The organism is Bosea sp. RAC05, assembly GCF_001713455.1.
In the GTDB taxonomy this organism is placed as follows: Bacteria; Pseudomonadota; Alphaproteobacteria; order Rhizobiales; family Beijerinckiaceae; genus Allobosea.
On sequence record NZ_CP016464.1, the window covers coordinates 4311091 to 4327125 of the forward strand.

Genomic DNA, 16035 nt, shown 5'->3' on the forward strand with positions numbered 1-16035 from the left:
CAATCCATGCCGTCCATGGTGATGCCAGCCGCCGCTGGCACCGGCAAGCCCGCATGGCGCGCGCAGAACTAGCAGGCCCGCAGTGCCGCCCCTGCGTCAAATGACATGGGCGTCCAGCGACGGCCCGCCCCCTGCGAAAGCAGTGGCAGGCGGCGGGGTTTCGCGGCAGTGTCGCCGGAACGATTCCGACCGGACGAACCGGCGGACGAGAGCCTGGAAGAGGGGCAGGAATGCCGACTGACATCGAGATCGCCCGCGCGGCCACACTCCGGCCGATCGCGGACATCGCCGCGCGTGCCGGCATTCCCGAAGCCGCCCTCGAGCCCCACGGCAAGTTCATCGCCAAGGTCGATACGCAGGCCATCCCCGATTTCGCGGGCAAGCCGGACGGCAAGCTCATCCTCGTCACCGCCATCAACCCGACCCCGGCCGGCGAGGGCAAGACCACGACGACGGTGGGCCTCGGCGACGGCCTCAGCCGCATCGGCAAGCGCTGCATGATCGCGCTGCGCGAGCCCTCGCTCGGCCCCTGCTTCGGCGTCAAGGGTGGCGCGGCGGGCGGCGGCCACGCCCAGATCGTGCCGATGGAGCAGATCAACCTGCACTTCACCGGCGATTTCCACGCCATCACCAGCGCGCACAACCTGCTCGCGGCGATGATCGACAACCATGTCTACTGGGGCAACGCACTCGGCCTTGACACGCGTCACATCGCCTGGCGGCGCGTGATGGACATGAACGACCGCGCCCTGCGCCAGACCGTCTCCTCGCTGGGCGGCGCCAGCAACGGCTTCCCCCGCGAGGACGGCTTCGACATCACCGTCGCCTCCGAGATCATGGCGATCTTCTGCCTCGCCACCGATCTCGACGACCTCGAGGCCAGGCTCGGCCGGATCGTCGTCGGCCGCACCCGCGACAAGCGCCCCGTCACCGCCGCCGACCTCAAGGCGACCGGCGCCATGAGCGTCCTGCTCAAGGACGCGCTGATGCCGAACCTGGTGCAGACGCTGGAGGGCACGCCCGCCTTCGTCCATGGCGGCCCCTTCGCCAACATCGCCCATGGCTGCAACTCCGCCATCGCCACCCGCGCCGCGCTGAAGCTGGCGGACTACACCGTCACCGAGGCCGGCTTCGGCGCCGATCTCGGCGCCGAGAAGTTCTTCGACATCAAATGCCGCAAGACCGGGCTGAAGCCCGCCGCGGCCGTGATCGTCGCCACCGTGCGGGCACTCAAGATGCATGGCGGCGCGGCCAAGGAGGCTCTCGGAACCGAGGATCTCGGCGCGCTGCAGGCCGGGCTCGCCAACCTCGCCCGCCATGTCGGCAACATCCGGAAGTTCGGCGTGCCGCCGATCGTCGCGATCAACCATTTCGTCAGCGACACCGAGGCCGAGCACGCGCTCATCGCGAGCCATTGCCGCGAGCACCTCGGCGTCGAGGCGGTGATCTGCCGCCATTGGGCGGAAGGCGGTGCCGGCACCGAGGAACTCGCCCACAAGGTCGTGGCGCTGGCCGAGGGCGGCGAGGCCGATTTCGCCCCGCTCTACCCCGACGAGATGCCGCTCTGGCAGAAGCTCGAGACCGTGGCGCGCGAGATCTACGGCGCCGCCGGCATTGCCGGCGACGCGAAGGTGCGCGCCCGCTTCGCCGAGCTCGAGGCCGACGGCTATGGCCACCTGCCCGTCTGCGTCGCCAAGACGCAATACTCCTTCTCGGCGGATCCCACGCTGCGCGGCGCGCCCAGCGGCCACACCGTCCCGGTGCGCGAGGTCAGGCTATCGGCCGGCGCCGGCTTCGTCGTCGCCATCTGCGGGGACATCATGACCATGCCGGGCCTGCCGCGCGTGCCCGCCGCAGAGCGCATCCACATCGACGCCCAGGGCCGGATCGAGGGCCTGTTCTGAGGCGACAGCGGGCACGCCGGCCGCGACAGCCTCCACAATGAAAAAGGGCGCCGCGAGGCGCCCTTTTTGCTGGATGGCCGAAGGAAGCGGCCGGTCAGACCTGCGGCTGCGGCTCCAGCCCGGCATCGGGCTCGTCGCGCTTGCGGCCCTTGCCGGCGCTCGGGACGGCCGAGCCGCGCGGCGGCTGCGGGGTGTCGTCGAGATCGCGCGTCGGGCGCTTGCCGGCGATCAGGTCGCGGATTTCCTCACCGGTCAGCGTCTCGAACTCGAGCAGCGCCTCGGCCACCGCCACGAACTGCTCGTGGTGGTCGGTGAGGATCTTCTTGGCGTCCTGGTAGCCGGTGTCGACCAGCTTCTTCACCTCGGCGTCGATCTTCTGGGCGGTCGATTCCGAGATGTTCTGGCTGCGGCCCATCGACATGCCCAGGAACACCTCTTCCTGGTTGTCGCCATAGGCGACCATACCGAGTTCGTCCGAGTATCCCATCTGGGTGACCATGGCCTTGGCCATCTTGGTCGCCTGCTGGATGTCGCCCGTGGCGCCCGAGGTCACGTTCTCGCGGCCGAAGGTCATCTCTTCCGCCACGCGCCCGCCCATGGCGACCGCGAGCTGCGAGGTGAACTCCTTGTACTTCATCGAATAGCGGTCGCCCTCGGGCAGGAACTTGACCATGCCGAGCGCGCGGCCGCGCGGGATGATCGTGGCCTTGTGCACCGGGATGCCGGCCGGGACATAGAGGCCGACGATGGCGTGGCCGGCCTCGTGATAGGCGGTGAGCTTCTTCTCCTCCTCGGACATCGCCATGGATTTGCGCTCGGCGCCCATCATGACCTTGTCCTTGGCGTCCTCGAACTCGGCATGTGTGACCATGCGCTTGCCGCGGCGCGCCGCCAGCAGTGCCGCCTCGTTGACGAGGTTCATCAGGTCCGCGCCGGAGAAGCCGGGCGTGCCGCGGGCGAGAATCTTGAGGTCGACATCCGGCGCCATCGGCACCTTGCGGACATGGACGCGCAGGATCTTCTCGCGGCCGGCGACATCGGGATTCGGCACGACGATCTGGCGGTCGAAGCGGCCCGGGCGCAGCAGCGCGGGGTCGAGCACGTCGGGCCGGTTGGTGGCGGCGATGATGATCACGCCCTCGTTCGGCTCGAAGCCGTCCATCTCGACGAGGAGCTGGTTCAGCGTCTGCTCGCGCTCGTCATTGCCACCGCCGAGGCCGGCGCCGCGATGGCGTCCGACGGCGTCGATTTCGTCGATGAAGATAATGCAGGGCGAGTTCTTCTTCGCCTGCTCGAACATGTCGCGCACGCGGCTGGCACCGACGCCGACGAACATCTCGACGAAGTCCGAGCCGGAGATCGTGAAGAACGGCACATTGGCTTCACCCGCCACGGCGCGCGCCGTCAGCGTCTTGCCGGTGCCGGGAGGGCCGACCAGCAGCACGCCTCGCGGGATACGCCCGCCCAGCCGCTGGAACTTCTGCGGATCGCGCAGGAACTCGACGATCTCGGTCAGGTCTTCCTTGGCCTCGTCGATGCCCGCGACATCGTCGAAGGTGACGCGGCCATGCGCCTCGGTCAGGAGCTTGGCCTTGGACTTGCCGAAGCCCATCGCCCGGCCGGCCCCGTTCTGCATCTGGCGGGACATGAAGATCCACAGCCCGATAAAGATGACGAACGGCAGCGAATTGACCAGCAGCGCCATGAACCAGGGCGTGCCCTCGGAGGGAGCGCGGGCCGAAACCTGAACGCCCTTCTGCGCCAGCGTCTTCAGCAGGGCCGGATCGCCATAGGGCGCGTAGGTCACGAAGCTGCGACCATCCGAGAAAGTCCCGGAGATCTCCTGGCCGGCGACGACGACATTCGTGATCCGCCCGGCCTCCGACTCGTTGATGAGCTGGCTGTAGGGGATCTCGTTGATGTTGGCGCGCTGGCTCGGGCTCTGGAACAGCGTCACGAGCGCCAGCACCAGAAGGAAGATCACCACCCAGAGGGCGAAATTGCGGAAGTTCGGATTCATCATCTGTCCGATCAGGCCTGCCGGACCAACCGGAAGAGGCCGAGAGTTTGCTTCATCAATCTAGGTGCGGGCGAGCCCATTGCCAAGGGAAAGACATTTGCGCCCTTTCGCCTATGTTGCCGCAGGGTGAATGCCGCGCCGGCGCGGGCGCTCCCGCCGCAGCGCCAGGGTGCCGTCGCCGGCGAGCACCAGCACGGCCCCAGCCAGCGTGCGCGTCACCGGCCGGCCCGCCCGAGCCGCCTCGCCCAGCGCCGCGACACAGGCCTCGAGGCGCTCGAGCCGGACCGGGCTCTCCGCCTCGGCTCCAAGCCTCTCGAGCGAGGCCGCCACGACGCGCAGCACGATCTCGTCAGGCTCCCGCAGCAGCGCCTCGAAATTCAGCCGCAGGTGCGGCGCCCCCGTCGCCGGCAGCAGCACCGCCGCCAGCACGGCCTCGCAGCGCGCGGTCGCGGCCTCGTCGAGCCGCGCCAGGCGCCCCGCCAGCAGCGACAGGCGCTCGGCATCCAGCCCCTCCGCCGCCAGCAGCGGCATCAAGGCCCGCCATCGCGCCCGCGCGAACCGGGGGTCGCCATTGCTGGGATCCTCGACGAAGGACAGCCCGCGCGCCTGCGCGGTCGCGATCAGCCGGGCCTTGGACACGCCCAGCAGTGGCCGCGCCAGAACCGTTCCGTCCCGCACAACCCGCCCGCGCATGCCCGCAAGGCCCGACGGTCCCGAGCCCCGCGCCATCCGCATCAGCAGCGTCTCGGCCTGATCGTCGAGCGTATGGGCCGTCACCAGGATGGCCCCGCCGACATTCTCCGCTTCAGCTGCGAGCAGGGCATAGCGCGCCGCGCGCGCCCGCTCCTGCAGCCGGCTGCGCGGCTTGTCACCCTCCCAACGCAGGATGCGATGCGCGACGCCCAGGCGCGCACAGAGAGCGGCGACGCCCTGGGCCTCGGCGGCGGAGTCGGCGCGCAGGCCATGGTCGACGGTCGCAGCCGCCAGGAGTGGCCGCCCGGGCTCGCGCGACCAGTCCGCCAGCAGGGCGAGCAGCGCGACCGAGTCCGGCCCGCCGGACACGGCCACGAGGAGGCTGCGCTCGGCGGCGAGGTCGGCGAACAGCTCGCTCGCCTCGCGCGCCCCGAGAGGCGGATGATCGCTGGAAAGCGGCTCGACGGCGCTCAAGCGCAGCCCGAGCGACGCCGCTCGCGCTCGACGCCCTGGCGGACGGAGTTGGGCGCGGCGGGATAGTCGACGCCGACCTTGGCATAGGTCGCGCAGGCCTGGTCGCGCGCGCCGAGGCCGTTCAGCGCGATGCCGAGCCGCAGCAGGCTTTCGGGCGCCTTGGCCGATTTCGGCGCATCGCTGCTGACCTTCAGGAACTGTTCGGCCGCCTCGCGGTAGCGCTTGCGCTGGAGATAGCTCTCGCCCAGCCAGTAGGTCGCGTCGATGGCGAGCCGGTCGCGCGGATAGCTCTGCAGGAACTGGCGGAAGCCCATCTCGGCCTGCTCGTATTCCTTGCGCAGGATCGCGGCATAGGCGACGTCGTAGGCCTCCTTGGCCGTGGCCGGGCCGCTGGCAGCGGCGACGCTGGGGCCGCGCGGCGCCGGTTGCGGCAGCGCGCCGGCCGGCACGCCGCGCCCGACGCCCTGCAGATCGAGCGGTCCCTGGCCGGCAATGGTCGCGTCCTCCTCGATGATGCCGCCGATCCCGCCATTGAGCGGGCGCGGCGCCCCGGCGGAGCCGACCTGCGTGCTCGGGTCGAAGGCGTCGCCGCGACGTTGCGGGCGCGGCGCGCCGGCGGCCGGAGCGGCTCCGCCCGGCGCGGCGGCCCCCGAGGGACGGGCCCCACCCCTCTCGTTCAGGCGAAACTCGACATCCTCCTGGAACTTGCGCAGCTGCTCGCTGAGCCGCCGGTTCTCGAACTGCAGCTGCTCGATCTGGCCGGAGAGCTGGCGGATCTGGTTCTCCATCCGCGAGGTCCGCACCACCAGATCGGCGGCGTCCTGCGCCGCGGCGGGCAGGCTCAGGCAGGAGACCGCCGTCCCCAGCGCCAGGGCGGCGAGGCAGGAGCGGAGCTTCCAGGCGGGAGCATGGATTCGCGACATCGGGAACGGACCGGGTTTGAGGGGGATGCGACGCGTATAACACGCCATGACAGCGGCCAAAATATGAAAAGGCCGGCGCGTTCCTCTCGGGAAGGCGCCGGCCTGTGTGCCGATCCGGCAGGATCGCGGCGTCAGACGCCGCCGCCGGCGCCGTCGAGCACCGTCACCGAGCGGCGGTTCTGCGACCAGCAGGAGATGTCGTTGCAGACCGCGACCGGGCGCTCCTTGCCATAGGAGACGATGCGCATGCGGTTGCCCTGGATGCCGCGCGAGGCGAGGTAGTCGCGCACGGTCTGGGCGCGGCGCGCCGACAGCGAGAAGTTGTATTCGCGCGTGCCGCGCTCGTCGGCATGGCCCTCGACGACGAAGGTGTAGCGCGGATAGCGCTGCAGCCAGGCCGACTGCTTGTCGAGCGTCGCGACGGCGGTGGGGGTCAGGTCGGTGGAGTCGGTCTCGAAGAAGACGCGGTCGCCGACATTGACGACGAAGTCCTGGGCGCTGCCCGGGGTCGCCGCGCCACCGGCGCCGAAGCCGTCGGCGTTCTGGTTGTTGTTGGCGCAGGCGCCGAGCGCGAGCGAGGCGGCGATGGCGGCGGCGAAGCGGACGGCGCGGCCGCCGGCGAAGAGAGTGGCGAACATGGGAGACTCCGGGGCGTTCGGTCTGTGCGAGGCGCGTCTCACGGACGGATGAATCACGGGGCTGGAATGCACTTCATCGCATCAATGAAGCGTCAACCTAAACGAGACCTTGCCAGAACAAGGCGAAGTGGCGGCATTGCGGCATATGGTTAATCAAAGCTTGCAATCCGGGATTCGCGGCCCGGTTGTGGCACGAGGGGCACAGCCCGCGGTGGCTCGGGCGCCATCGCCTCGTTCTCGGAGGCTCCTGAGGCGAAGCGGGCCTGGTATTCGCGCGGGCTGATGCCGACGCGTCTGCGGAAATGGTGCCGCAGCGTATCGGGCGTGCCGAGGCCGACGGCCAGCGCGATCTCCTGCGTCCCCAGCTTGCCGGCCACCAGGAGGCGCTTGGCCTCCTCCACGCGCTCGCCGATCAGCCAGTCGCCCGGCGCCGAGCCGGTGGCGTCCCTGAAGCGGCGCAGGAAGGTGCGCAGGCTCATGCGGCACTCGAGGGCCATGTCCTCGACCGTCCAGGACAGCTGAAGCTGCGAGCGCAGCCGATCGAGCAGGGGCGCCACCTCGGCGTGGCGGTGCCGGGGCACGGGCCGCTCCAGGAACTGCGCCTGCCCGCCCGTGCGGTGGGCGGGCATCACGAGGCGGCGCGCCACCGAGTTGGCCGCATCGGCTCCGAAATCCCGCCTGACGATCTCGATCAGCAGATCGATGCCGGCGGCGCTCCCGGCCGAGGTGAAGATGCGCCCCTGCGCGCGGTAGAGCGAGGCATGGTCGACGTCGATCTCCGGATGCCCGGCGCGCAGGGCCTCGGCATAACGCCAATGCGTCGTCGCCACCCCGCCGTCCAGAAGACCCGTCGCCGCGAGCACGAAGGCGCCCGAGCAGATCGAGGCGAGCCGGGCACCGCGGGCATGGGCCTGCCGCAGGCGCTGGCACAGGGCTTCCGGCACCGGCCCACTTGGGCCCTTCCAGCCGGGCACGACGATGAGATCGGCCTCGTCGATCAGCTCCGGGCCGTGCTGCGGCGTCAGCACGAAACCGCCATGCGCCCGCAACGGCCCGTCCTCGATCGCGCAGCTGGCGAAACGGTACCAGTCCTCGCCCATTTCCGGGCGCGGGAGTCCGAAGATCTCAGCGACGATGCCGAACTCGAAGGTGCAGAGTCCGTCATAGAGCAGCGCGACGACGAGGGGGCCGGTCGTGTTTGGCATTATATGCCCGTACTCTGTCATTCACGCCAATTGCAAGCGGGCCGCGCGGTTTGCGAGATGAGCGGGTCGAACAGGAGCCCGCCATGACCACCACCGCCGTGACCGCCGTCCCCGCCGCCCCCAGCGATCTCGCCCGCGCGCATTTCGCGGCCGAGTTCACCTTCGAGACCGATTGCTGGGATGTTCACGACGCGCTGTCGAAGCAGCCCGACTTCGTGCTGCTGGACGTCCGCAGCCCCACGCTCTTCGCCCGCGGCCACGTCGCGGGCGCGCTCAACCTGCCGGTGGGCAAGATCATCAGATCGAAGCTCGAGGACTGGCCGCTGGACACGCTCTTCGTGACCTATTGCGCCGGTCCGCACTGCAACGGCGCCGCCAAGGCCGCCTTGCGGCTGGCGGAGCTGGGCCGCCCGGTCAAGATCATGGCCGGCGGCATCACCGGCTGGATCGACGAGGGTTTCACCCTCGTATCCGGGGAAGCGGCGGGCTGAGCCGCGCCGCGTCACCGCCCCGCGCTCCGGCGGGCGGCAACGAACCGGCGTCGCGCCTCAGCGCGCCGCCGTCAGCAGCGGCGACCAGGTCGGATCGGAGGCGAAGGCGGGTGTCGGCACCGGCACTTCGACGCGGCCGGTGATGTCCACCATGTAGAGCTTGCCGCCGGACTGCCCGCCGGGGTCGCGGAAGAACATGATGTACTGGCCGTTGGGCGCCCAGTTCGGCGCCTCGTTGTGGAAGCCCTCGGTCAAAAGCCGCTCGCCCGAGCCGTCCGGGCGCATCACGCCGATGGCGAAACCACCGCCGCCGCGCTTGGTGAAGGCGATCAGGTCGCCCCGCGGCGACCAGCTCGGCTGCGAGTAGGAGCCCTGGCCGAAGGAGAGCCGCTTGCCCTCCCCGCCCCCGGCGCCCATCAGATAGAGCTGCTGCGAGCCGCCGCGGTCGCTCTCGAAGACGATCTGCGTGCCATCGGGCGAATAGGAGGGCGAGGTGTCGATCGCCCCCGTCGAGGTCAGCCGCATGGTCGTGCGCGAGCCGATGTCGATCGAATAGAGATTGGCGTTGCCGCCCTGCTGCAGGCTGAGCGCGATGCGCGCGCCATTGGGCGAGAACCGGGGGCTCGAGGTCATGTCGGGGAAGTTGCCGACGATCTGGCGCTGGCCGGTCTCGATGTTGAGCACATGCACGCGCGGCTGCTCGCCCAGCCGCTGCGACATGTAGGTCACCTCCTGCGACACCGGCGAATAGCGCGGCGTCACCACCGAGATCGAGCCATCGGTGAGAAAGCGCACATTGGCGCCGTCCTGGTCCATGATCGCCAGGCGCTTGCGGCGGTTCTCCTTCGGGCCGGACTCGTCGACGAAGACGACGCGGGTGTCGAAGAAGCCGCCGACGCCGGTGATCTTGGTGTAGATCGCATCCGAGATGATGTGGCCGACGCGCCGGGCGTTGTTGGGATCGGTGAAATACTGCTGGCCGTCGGTCTGCGTGCCGGTCGTCACGTCCCAGAGCCGGAACTCGGCCTTGATCCGCCCCGAGCCGTCGCGCGAGACGCGCCCCGTCACCAGCGCCTGCACGCCCGCCGCCTTCCACGAGCCGAACTCGGGCACCGCGTCGAAGGGCGGGTTCTTGTCGGGATGGCGCGCCCTGTCGATCGGCGCGAAATAGCCGCAGCGCTTGAGATTGTTGCTGATCACCCCCGAGACCAGCACCCCGCCCTCGCCGCCGAAATCGGCGATCGCGATCGGGAGCGGCTGGAAGGTGCCGCCGCGCAGGTCGATGACGAGTTCGGCCCGAGCTGCCGCAGGCTTGAAAGACACTGCCGCAGGCACCAGCAGTGAGGCGCCGGCGAGCGCGAGCAGCCGGCGCCGCGAGGGCGCGGCCGGCAGGAGCGGGAGAGGATTGCGGTCGATCAGGGTCACAGCACGTCCCTTGCGTCGAAATTGACGACGACGTCGCGCCAGTCGTCATAATAGGCGGCGAATTGAGCCGGGATGCGCAAAGGCGCGCAGCGGCGGGTGGCGGTCAGGGCCGAGCTGGCCGCGACCGCGAAAAGCGGGTCGGAGGAGGAGTTCACCACGCCCGGCTGCCCGAGCAGGGAGCCGTCGGCGGCGAGTTTCATGCGCACCTGCGGCACCACCGCGCCGCGCGCATTGGCGAGCGCGATCGGCACGTTCCAGCACTTCATCAGCTGGTCCTGGATGATGCCGATGAGCTGGCCGCGCAGCGAGGGGCTGAGCTTCTGCGAGGCGCCGCGCTCGGTCCCCAGCGACGCCGTCCGGTTGACCTGGGGCGCTGCCGAGCCGGTCGACTGCGCCTGCTCCTTGGACTGCAGCAGCTTGGAGATGTCGCTGGGATTGAAGTTCTTGGCGATCTCCATCTCGCGCCGGGCCTTGGCCTCGGCCTCCTGCTTGGCCTTGGCGGCGGCAGCGATCTTGGCCTTGGCCTCGGCTTCGGCCTTCGCCTTGGCGGCGGCCTCCGCCTTCTCCTTGGCAGCCTCCTCGGCCTCGGCCTTGGCCAGCGCCTCGGCCTTCGCCTTGGCGGCCGCTTCGGCCCTCGCCTTGGCCTCCGCTTCCGACTTCGCCTTGGCGGCAGCCTTCGCGGCTTCTTCAGCCTGCTTGGCCTTGGACGCGAGTTCGGCCTCCTCGGCCAGCTTCGCCAGCTCCTCGCGCTTCTGCTCGGCCACTTCGGCGGCGCTGGGGCCAGCCTTCTGCGGTTGCTTGACCGGCTCCGGCGGCTTCACCTCGGGCTTGGGCAGGTTGGCGGCCCGCGAGGGCGGCAGCGGCGCGGCGGCGTTGTCGTCGGCGGTCTTGAGTTCGGCCGGGCGGCTCGGCGGGGCCGGCGCATCCTGCTTGGCCTCGCCCTCCTCCTTGCGCTCGACGATCTCGGCCTTGCGCTCGGCGCGCTGCAGCGGCTGCTCCTGCACCTTCTCGGCCTTGCGCTCGCCGCGGGTGACCTGGTTCAGCGCGCTCGCATCGACCATCTCGACGGCGATCGCCTCCACATTGTCCGGCAGCGGCGCAGCCGACGAGAACGCCAGCAGCCCCGCGACGAGAAACGTCGCGTGGCCGAGCGCCGACACCACCATGCCCGGTTCGGAGGAGAGCTTCACCGCGTCCGAATCCTCGATTCCATCCTGATCAGCGGGCCGGCTCGGTGACGAGCGCGACCCGCTTGAAGCCCGCCGAGGTGATCGTCGACATCACCGAGGCGACCCGGCCGTAATCCACCATCCGGTCGCCGCGAACATAGATGCGCTCGTCGAAGCCCTGCTTCGCCAGGCCCTGCAGCTTGGTGACGAGGTCGGGCTCCAGCGTCGGCTGGTCCTGCAGGAAGATCTGGCCCTTGCCGTCGATGGCGATGGTGATCGGCTTCTGGTCGACATTGATCGGCTTGGCGCCGGTCTGCGGCAGGTCGAGCGGAACGCCCGTCGCGATCAGTGGCGCCGCGACCATGAAGATGATCAGCAGCACGAGCATCACGTCGATGAACGGCGTCATGTTGATCTCGGCGATGGCGCCGTGCCTGCGGCTGCGACGGCCGCGCCGACCGCCGGACTTCGCCCCGGATGCTGCGGACATGCCCATGGTTTCAGCCCCTCACGCCGCCAGCCGCTCGTCGATCTGCCGCGACAGGATCGCGGAGAACTCGTCGGCGAAGGCTTCCAGCCGGCTCGAGGCCTTGGCCACCTCGGCCTGCAGCTTGTTGTAGGCCATCAGCGCGGGAATCGCGGCGAACAGGCCGATCGCGGTGGCAAACAGCGCCTCGGCGATGCCCGGCGCCACGACGGCGAGCGACGAGTTCTTGGAGACGGCGATGGCGGTGAAGGAGTGCATGATGCCCCAGACCGTGCCGAACAGGCCGATGAACGGCGCGGCCGACGCGATCGTCGACAGCACCAGAAGCTTCGATTCGAGCCGCTCGGTCTCGCGCTGGATGGTGACGTCGAGCACCTTGTCGATGCGCTGCGACAGGCTGGCGACGGAGCGCCCGCCATTCTCGAAGGAGCGCTTCCACTCCCGCATCGCCGCGACGAACACGGCCGACATGTCGGAGACCGGCTTGGCGGCGAGCTCGCGATAGAGCTCCTCCAGCGAGCGGCCGGACCAGAACACCTCCTCGAAGGCGTCCATCTCCTTGCGGGTGCGGCGGTAGAGCAGCGTCTTGTCGATGATGATCGACCAGCACCAGATCGACGCGCCGATCAGGCCCAGCATCACGAGCTTGACGACGATGTGGGCGTGCCAGAACAGGGTCCAGAACGACATGTCGATCTGCGGCGCGGCCTGCGCGACGTCGGCGGGGTTCATCCTGTCATCCTCTTGCACGGGCGGGTCCGGCCGGTCGCCCGGCCAACGCCCCGCCACACGCGCCGCGAGCCTCCCCGCGACGCCGCCCGATTTGCGATCCGGGGAAATGCCGTGGCCCCTCAATCGCCTTTGAATCCGGCGAAAGATGGGCGCAAAGGGGGTTTCATCCGAAACGCATGCGCGCGACCGAGTTAAGCCTCCAGCAAGGTTAATGCCGGGTATACGCGGGACCCGCGAGGCGCCGCCGAACGGTCTCCGGACACGAAAACGCCCGCCCCGGTCTCCCGGGACGGGCGCTTCGATTCGTAACGATGCGGAGGCGCGTCAGCCGGCGCTGGCCTGCGGCTCGGGGTTCTCGCCGCGACGGGCGGCCATGAACTGGTCGAACTCGGCCTTGTCGCGGGCCATGCGCAGCCGGCCCAGGAAATCCTGGAACTCCTTCTGCTCCTCCTCGAGACGGCGCAGCGTCTCGGCGCGGTATTCGTCGAAGGCGCGGTTGCCGCTGGACGGCCCGCCGCCCCAGCCGCCGCCGAAGCCGCCGTGACGGCCGCCCATGCGTTCCTTCAGGCGCTCCATCTTGCTCTGCAGACGGTTCATCCTGTGTTCGTAGCGGTCGGCACCGCTCATTCCGCAACCCATGCGTCCACTCCAGAACAGAAAGGCCAGGGTCGCCAGACCCAGAGGCCAGAACACGACGAAGCCGAGAACCGCGAAGGCGATCCAGGCTCCCTTCCCATATTCATCGAGCTTCTCGACGATCGGCATTGGTCCCTCACCCTGACAAAGCGTGAATGTAAATCACATTTACATAAATGGGGGACGGCGCTCCGCTTGTCAAGATCGAGCATTCGGAGGGCTGGACAATCATAAGCGCTTCGACGAGCGCCACGCGCGAAGGGCAATCACGCGTCGGGCGGCATCAAGGCGAGCTCGCTAAAGCGCCAATCCGCCAGACGCCCCAACAAGCGCACTCGCCCTGCTTCGATCAACACGCCGATGCGCGCCTCGACCCTGTCGAAAAAGGCCCGATCCGCTTCGTCAAATCGCTCACCGACCCTAACGACAATCCGGGCAGTTTTAAGTGAACGCGGCCCGAGCTCCGAGAGAATCGCTTCGTCGATCTGAGAATCCGTGACTTCAGTCATGGCCTCGGATCCTTGTCGGAATTGATCCCCAGCCCCTGCAGATAGATCAGCATGCCGGCTTCCAGCAGCTCGGCCGCCGACATCGGCAGTGGCCGCCGCCCGCCATCGGCCCGGCCGAACAGGGCGGCGACGCCATGCGACATCGACCAGACATGCAGCGCCATCATCAGCGCCGGCGGTCGCTTGCCGGCGGGCAGCAGCGCGATCAGTGCCTCCGAGGCCGCGCGCAGCCCCTGGAAGGCCCGGTCGGCCGCCGCGCGCAGCTCCGGGCTGGCATCGAGCGGCACGCCGGCCTCGAACATCGCCGCGTAATAGGCCGGCTCGTCATGGGCGAAGGCGAGATAGGCCAGCCCCAGCCGGTGAAAGGCGGCCTGCGGATCGGGCCGGCCCTGGTCCCAGGCCCGCGTCAGCGCGGCCTCGAACAGAACGAAGCCGCGCGTCGCGACATCCGCCAGAAGCTCGTCGCGATCGCGGAAATGCCGGTAGGGCGCGGCCGGGCTGACGCCGGCGAGGCGGGCTGCTTCCGCGAAGGTGAAGCCGTTGGCCCCCTTCTCGCGGATCAGGCCCAGCGCGGCGCGCACCAGCTCCTCCTTGAGATTGCCGTGATGGTAGCCGCGCGGCGGCGCCTCCGGCTTGTCGCGTTTCCAGCTCATGTGACGAGCGCTAACATGGCGCGGCGGGCGCGTCGATCAGCCCTCAATCCTCGATCCCCAGGCGCCGCCGCAGGCCATCGGGAATGCGCCGCGCCCGGCCGCCGCCGACGCAGGCGACCTTGACCTGAGCCGTGACGAGAACCTCCTCGCCGCGCAGCACGCGCTGCTCGACATCCATCGTCGCGCCCCGCGCCGCGACCGAAACGGTCTCGACCGTCAGCAGATCGTCCATCACAGCGGGCTTGAGGAAATCGATCGTCATGCGGCGAACCGCGAAGCCCAGCGCCGTTTCGCCGTCGAACAGCTCCCGCTGCCCGACCCCGAGGGACCGGATCAGCTCGGTGCGGCCGCGCTCCATGAAGCGCAGATAGGAGGCGTGGTAGACGACGCCGGAGAAATCCGTGTCCTCGTAATAGACGCGGACGGAAAGGCTGTGGGAGGCGGTCATGGCTTCGAACGGGAAACAGCGACGGGAGGCGGAGCTTTAAAGCGCAGGCGGGCGGCAGCATAGTGGTCTGGGGCAGACCGCCGCGCCGGGGAACTCGCAGGCCCGGAGGATGTTGACCCAGGGAGACCGCAACCACAAGAAAAGGACAGTCCGCATGTCGCTCTCGACCAAGCAACTCGAACGCGTTCTCGACAAGGACGAATGGGACCTCGTCGCCCGCACCCGCAGCCATGCGATCGGCACCGTGCCGGACGACGACCTCCGCGATCTCGCCAAGAACCTGCGCGACCGCCGCGACAAAGCCCGCGATGTCGCCCGCCGGCAGCGCCGCGAGTTTCGCGGCAAGGCCGCGCCACAGGGCGCCGCCGCCGCTTCGGACAACACCGGCACCAAGACCAAGGCCGATGCGCTCACCGTCGCCCTCAAGCGCGTCGGCGCCGAGCAGACCCGCCGCACCGAAAAGCAGCGTCAGCCGAGCCAGCGTTCCCTCGCCCGCAAGGCGCTGGCGATGAAGATGCGCAAGCAGGCGCTGGCGCGCCCGCTCAGCCGCACGGGCGACGAGGGCATGAAGCCGATCGTCAACCGCAAAACGGCCAAGTCCGGAGCCCTCGACCACGCCGGCCAGCGCTCGGCCATGCACCGGTCCAAGTTCGCGCGCTGATCGCGCGAAGGCCGAACCAGAAGCCCTGCAGGTGCTAACGCTTGCAGGGCTTCTTCATGAAGGAGCCGCACTCATAGGGCTGCGACAGCAGATCGCGCACGGCGTAATCCTGCCCCTCGACGCGGTTGACGATGTCGTCGATCTTCCAGGCCCCGCCCTCCTCCACCATGCGGAAGCGCACGCTGACCGGCTGCTTGAAGCTGCGGAAGGAGGCCGTGACCTGCGCCTTTCCCCCGGCGGGAGGCGAAGTGACGCTGACCTTCAGATTCTTGATCTCGCCATCCTGACCGCTGAGGAAGGGGTCGGCGCCGAGATGGCCCATCTCGCCGGCCTCATCCTGGTAGAGCTCGTCGCGCGCGAACATACCGGCGAGCGCGCGGCTCATCAGCCGGTCGCGATGCGGCTTCTGCCAAGGCGCCGCGACGGGCTTGCCGCCGGAGCCGGCGAGCTGCCGGCTGGTGATGGCATAGGCTTCGCGCACCGGCGTTTCGGGACCGGCGGGGGCGGCAAGGGCCGCGCCGCAGGCGGCGATCGCGAGCGCTGGCACCAACGCCGCCAGACCACGTCTCGTCAGCGGAGTCACTCGGCGGCCGTCAGGGTGCGGGTCGGTTGTGGAACGGTGCGCCCCATCTCGTTGGCGGCCTCGATCCAGCACACGATTGCGTCCTGCACGTTGAGAAGCGCCTCCTCCGCCGTCTCGCCATCCGACATGCAACCCGGCAGATCAGGCACCGTCGCGAAATATCCGCCGCCATCGGCGAGAGAGAGCGGCTCGATGACGACACGATAGGCGAGTGGGCTCATGTCTGCCTCCTGACGCCCGACGTTATCACGAGCCTCGCGAAGCTGACGAGAAGGCGGATGTATTTCGGTTTGATCGGCCGACGAGCCGGGATCGTCAGGATGTCGGCAACCGCGTCATGGGCAACCTTGTCATGCGACCCGCCACCGGGAGGTGGTTTGCAAT

General features: G+C 69.3%; 18 protein-coding genes. 3 read left to right on the forward strand and 15 right to left on the reverse strand.

All coding sequences use genetic code 11. The features are described 5' to 3' along the window. Nucleotides 1-230 precede the first annotated feature (230 nt). Nucleotides 231-1904 carry a formate--tetrahydrofolate ligase gene (locus tag BSY19_RS23930; RefSeq protein ID WP_069056350.1) on the forward strand — a complete coding sequence of 558 codons (1674 nt, stop codon included), beginning with the start codon at nucleotides 231-233 and terminating at the stop codon, nucleotides 1902-1904. Between the two features lie 94 nt (nucleotides 1905-1998). On the opposite strand, the gene ftsH is transcribed toward BSY19_RS23930, so the two are convergent. From ftsH to ftrA, 5 genes are all read right to left on the reverse strand, one after another. Next, a complete protein-coding gene (gene ftsH / locus BSY19_RS23935) occupies nucleotides 1999-3924 on the reverse strand; it encodes an ATP-dependent zinc metalloprotease FtsH (protein WP_069057352.1) in 1926 nt (641 codons plus the stop codon). Nucleotides 3925-4035: 111 nt separating this feature from the next. Further along, nucleotides 4036-5091 carry a tRNA lysidine(34) synthetase TilS gene (gene tilS, locus BSY19_RS23940; RefSeq protein WP_069056351.1) on the reverse strand — a complete coding sequence of 352 codons (1056 nt, stop codon included), beginning with the start codon at nucleotides 5089-5091 and terminating at the stop codon, nucleotides 4036-4038. Continuing rightward, nucleotides 5088-6014, reverse strand: coding sequence for a tol-pal system protein YbgF (gene ybgF, locus BSY19_RS23945; protein ID WP_069056352.1), 927 nt, complete (start codon nucleotides 6012-6014; stop codon nucleotides 5088-5090). Before ybgF ends, tilS begins: the two co-directional genes overlap by 4 nt. 131 nt (nucleotides 6015-6145) lie before the next feature. Continuing rightward, a complete protein-coding gene (gene pal / locus BSY19_RS23950) occupies nucleotides 6146-6652 on the reverse strand; it encodes a peptidoglycan-associated lipoprotein Pal (RefSeq protein WP_069056353.1) in 507 nt (168 codons plus the stop codon). Between the two features lie 149 nt (nucleotides 6653-6801). Then, on the reverse strand, nucleotides 6802-7857 hold the full coding sequence (ftrA, locus tag BSY19_RS23955; RefSeq protein ID WP_150129713.1) for a transcriptional regulator FtrA: 1056 nt from the start codon (nucleotides 7855-7857) through the stop codon (nucleotides 6802-6804). Nucleotides 7858-7940: 83 nt separating this feature from the next. Here ftrA and BSY19_RS23960 point away from each other — a divergent pair, with 83 nt between their 5' ends. Continuing rightward, nucleotides 7941-8348: a rhodanese-like domain-containing protein gene (locus BSY19_RS23960; RefSeq protein ID WP_069056354.1), complete on the forward strand. Its 408-nt coding sequence runs from the start codon at nucleotides 7941-7943 to the stop codon at nucleotides 8346-8348. Between the two features lie 57 nt (nucleotides 8349-8405). On the opposite strand, the gene tolB is transcribed toward BSY19_RS23960, so the two are convergent. The 8 genes from tolB to ybgC form a co-directional block, all read right to left on the reverse strand. Then, nucleotides 8406-9767 (reverse strand): Tol-Pal system beta propeller repeat protein TolB, encoded by a 1362-nt coding sequence (gene tolB, locus BSY19_RS23965; protein WP_150129822.1) that lies wholly within the window; start codon nucleotides 9765-9767, stop codon nucleotides 8406-8408. 2 nt (nucleotides 9768-9769) lie between these two features. After that, on the reverse strand, nucleotides 9770-10963 hold the full coding sequence (gene tolA, locus BSY19_RS23970; RefSeq protein ID WP_236840442.1) for a cell envelope integrity protein TolA: 1194 nt from the start codon (nucleotides 10961-10963) through the stop codon (nucleotides 9770-9772). Nucleotides 10964-10991: 28 nt separating this feature from the next. Continuing rightward, complete coding sequence (locus BSY19_RS23975; protein WP_069056355.1) at nucleotides 10992-11438, reverse strand: ExbD/TolR family protein; 447 nt, start codon at nucleotides 11436-11438, stop codon at nucleotides 10992-10994. Nucleotides 11439-11450: 12 nt separating this feature from the next. Then, nucleotides 11451-12161: a protein TolQ gene (gene tolQ / locus BSY19_RS23980; RefSeq protein ID WP_069056356.1), complete on the reverse strand. Its 711-nt coding sequence runs from the start codon at nucleotides 12159-12161 to the stop codon at nucleotides 11451-11453. A gap of 324 nt (nucleotides 12162-12485) precedes the next feature. Continuing rightward, nucleotides 12486-12926, reverse strand: coding sequence for a DUF2852 domain-containing protein (locus BSY19_RS23985; RefSeq protein ID WP_066726283.1), 441 nt, complete (start codon nucleotides 12924-12926; stop codon nucleotides 12486-12488). 137 nt (nucleotides 12927-13063) lie between these two features. Continuing rightward, entirely contained in the window at nucleotides 13064-13306 is a 243-nt protein-coding gene (locus BSY19_RS23990) for a hypothetical protein (protein ID WP_069056357.1), read from the reverse strand. After that, on the reverse strand, nucleotides 13303-13959 hold the full coding sequence (locus BSY19_RS23995) for a TetR/AcrR family transcriptional regulator (protein WP_069056358.1): 657 nt from the start codon (nucleotides 13957-13959) through the stop codon (nucleotides 13303-13305). The genes BSY19_RS23990 and BSY19_RS23995 overlap by 4 nt, the downstream gene beginning before the upstream one ends. 43 nt (nucleotides 13960-14002) lie before the next feature. After that, nucleotides 14003-14407 carry a tol-pal system-associated acyl-CoA thioesterase gene (ybgC, locus tag BSY19_RS24000; protein ID WP_069056359.1) on the reverse strand — a complete coding sequence of 135 codons (405 nt, stop codon included), beginning with the start codon at nucleotides 14405-14407 and terminating at the stop codon, nucleotides 14003-14005. Nucleotides 14408-14561: 154 nt separating this feature from the next. Here ybgC and BSY19_RS24005 point away from each other — a divergent pair, with 154 nt between their 5' ends. After that, the gene (locus BSY19_RS24005; protein WP_069056360.1) at nucleotides 14562-15068 is read left to right on the forward strand and encodes a hypothetical protein; all 507 of its coding nucleotides are present in this window, start codon (nucleotides 14562-14564) and stop codon (nucleotides 15066-15068) included. 34 nt (nucleotides 15069-15102) lie between these two features. On the opposite strand, the gene BSY19_RS24010 is transcribed toward BSY19_RS24005, so the two are convergent. Both BSY19_RS24010 and BSY19_RS24015 read right to left on the reverse strand, forming a co-directional pair. Further along, nucleotides 15103-15615 carry a DUF3828 domain-containing protein gene (locus tag BSY19_RS24010; RefSeq protein ID WP_150129714.1) on the reverse strand — a complete coding sequence of 171 codons (513 nt, stop codon included), beginning with the start codon at nucleotides 15613-15615 and terminating at the stop codon, nucleotides 15103-15105. Between the two features lie 32 nt (nucleotides 15616-15647). After that, the gene (locus tag BSY19_RS24015) at nucleotides 15648-15872 is read right to left on the reverse strand and encodes a type II toxin-antitoxin system HicB family antitoxin (RefSeq protein WP_069056362.1); all 225 of its coding nucleotides are present in this window, start codon (nucleotides 15870-15872) and stop codon (nucleotides 15648-15650) included. Nucleotides 15873-16035: the final 163 nt, after the last annotated feature.

Bases quoted from the DNA above. Each gene is read 5' to 3' on its own strand.
- BSY19_RS23985 (WP_066726283.1), bottom strand. From the start codon at position 12,926: ATGCCGATCGTCGAGAAGCTCGATGAATATGGGAAGGGAGCCTGGATC.
- ybgC (WP_069056359.1), bottom strand. From the start codon at position 14,407: ATGACCGCCTCCCACAGCCTTTCCGTCCGCGTCTATTACGAGGACACG.
- tolQ (WP_069056356.1), bottom strand. From the start codon at position 12,161: ATGAACCCCGCCGACGTCGCGCAGGCCGCGCCGCAGATCGACATGTCG.
- ftsH (WP_069057352.1), bottom strand. From the start codon at position 3,924: ATGAATCCGAACTTCCGCAATTTCGCCCTCTGGGTGGTGATCTTCCTT.
- BSY19_RS23990 (WP_069056357.1), bottom strand. From the start codon at position 13,306: ATGACTGAAGTCACGGATTCTCAGATCGACGAAGCGATTCTCTCGGAG.
- BSY19_RS23995 (WP_069056358.1), bottom strand. From the start codon at position 13,959: ATGAGCTGGAAACGCGACAAGCCGGAGGCGCCGCCGCGCGGCTACCAT.
- BSY19_RS23930 (WP_069056350.1), top strand. From the start codon at position 231: ATGCCGACTGACATCGAGATCGCCCGCGCGGCCACACTCCGGCCGATC.
- BSY19_RS24015 (WP_069056362.1), bottom strand. From the start codon at position 15,872: ATGAGCCCACTCGCCTATCGTGTCGTCATCGAGCCGCTCTCTCTCGCC.
- BSY19_RS23960 (WP_069056354.1), top strand. From the start codon at position 7,941: ATGACCACCACCGCCGTGACCGCCGTCCCCGCCGCCCCCAGCGATCTC.
- pal (WP_069056353.1), bottom strand. From the start codon at position 6,652: ATGTTCGCCACTCTCTTCGCCGGCGGCCGCGCCGTCCGCTTCGCCGCC.
- ybgF (WP_069056352.1), bottom strand. From the start codon at position 6,014: ATGTCGCGAATCCATGCTCCCGCCTGGAAGCTCCGCTCCTGCCTCGCC.
- ftrA (WP_150129713.1), bottom strand. From the start codon at position 7,857: ATGCCAAACACGACCGGCCCCCTCGTCGTCGCGCTGCTCTATGACGGA.
- BSY19_RS23975 (WP_069056355.1), bottom strand. From the start codon at position 11,438: ATGGGCATGTCCGCAGCATCCGGGGCGAAGTCCGGCGGTCGGCGCGGC.
- BSY19_RS24005 (WP_069056360.1), top strand. From the start codon at position 14,562: ATGTCGCTCTCGACCAAGCAACTCGAACGCGTTCTCGACAAGGACGAA.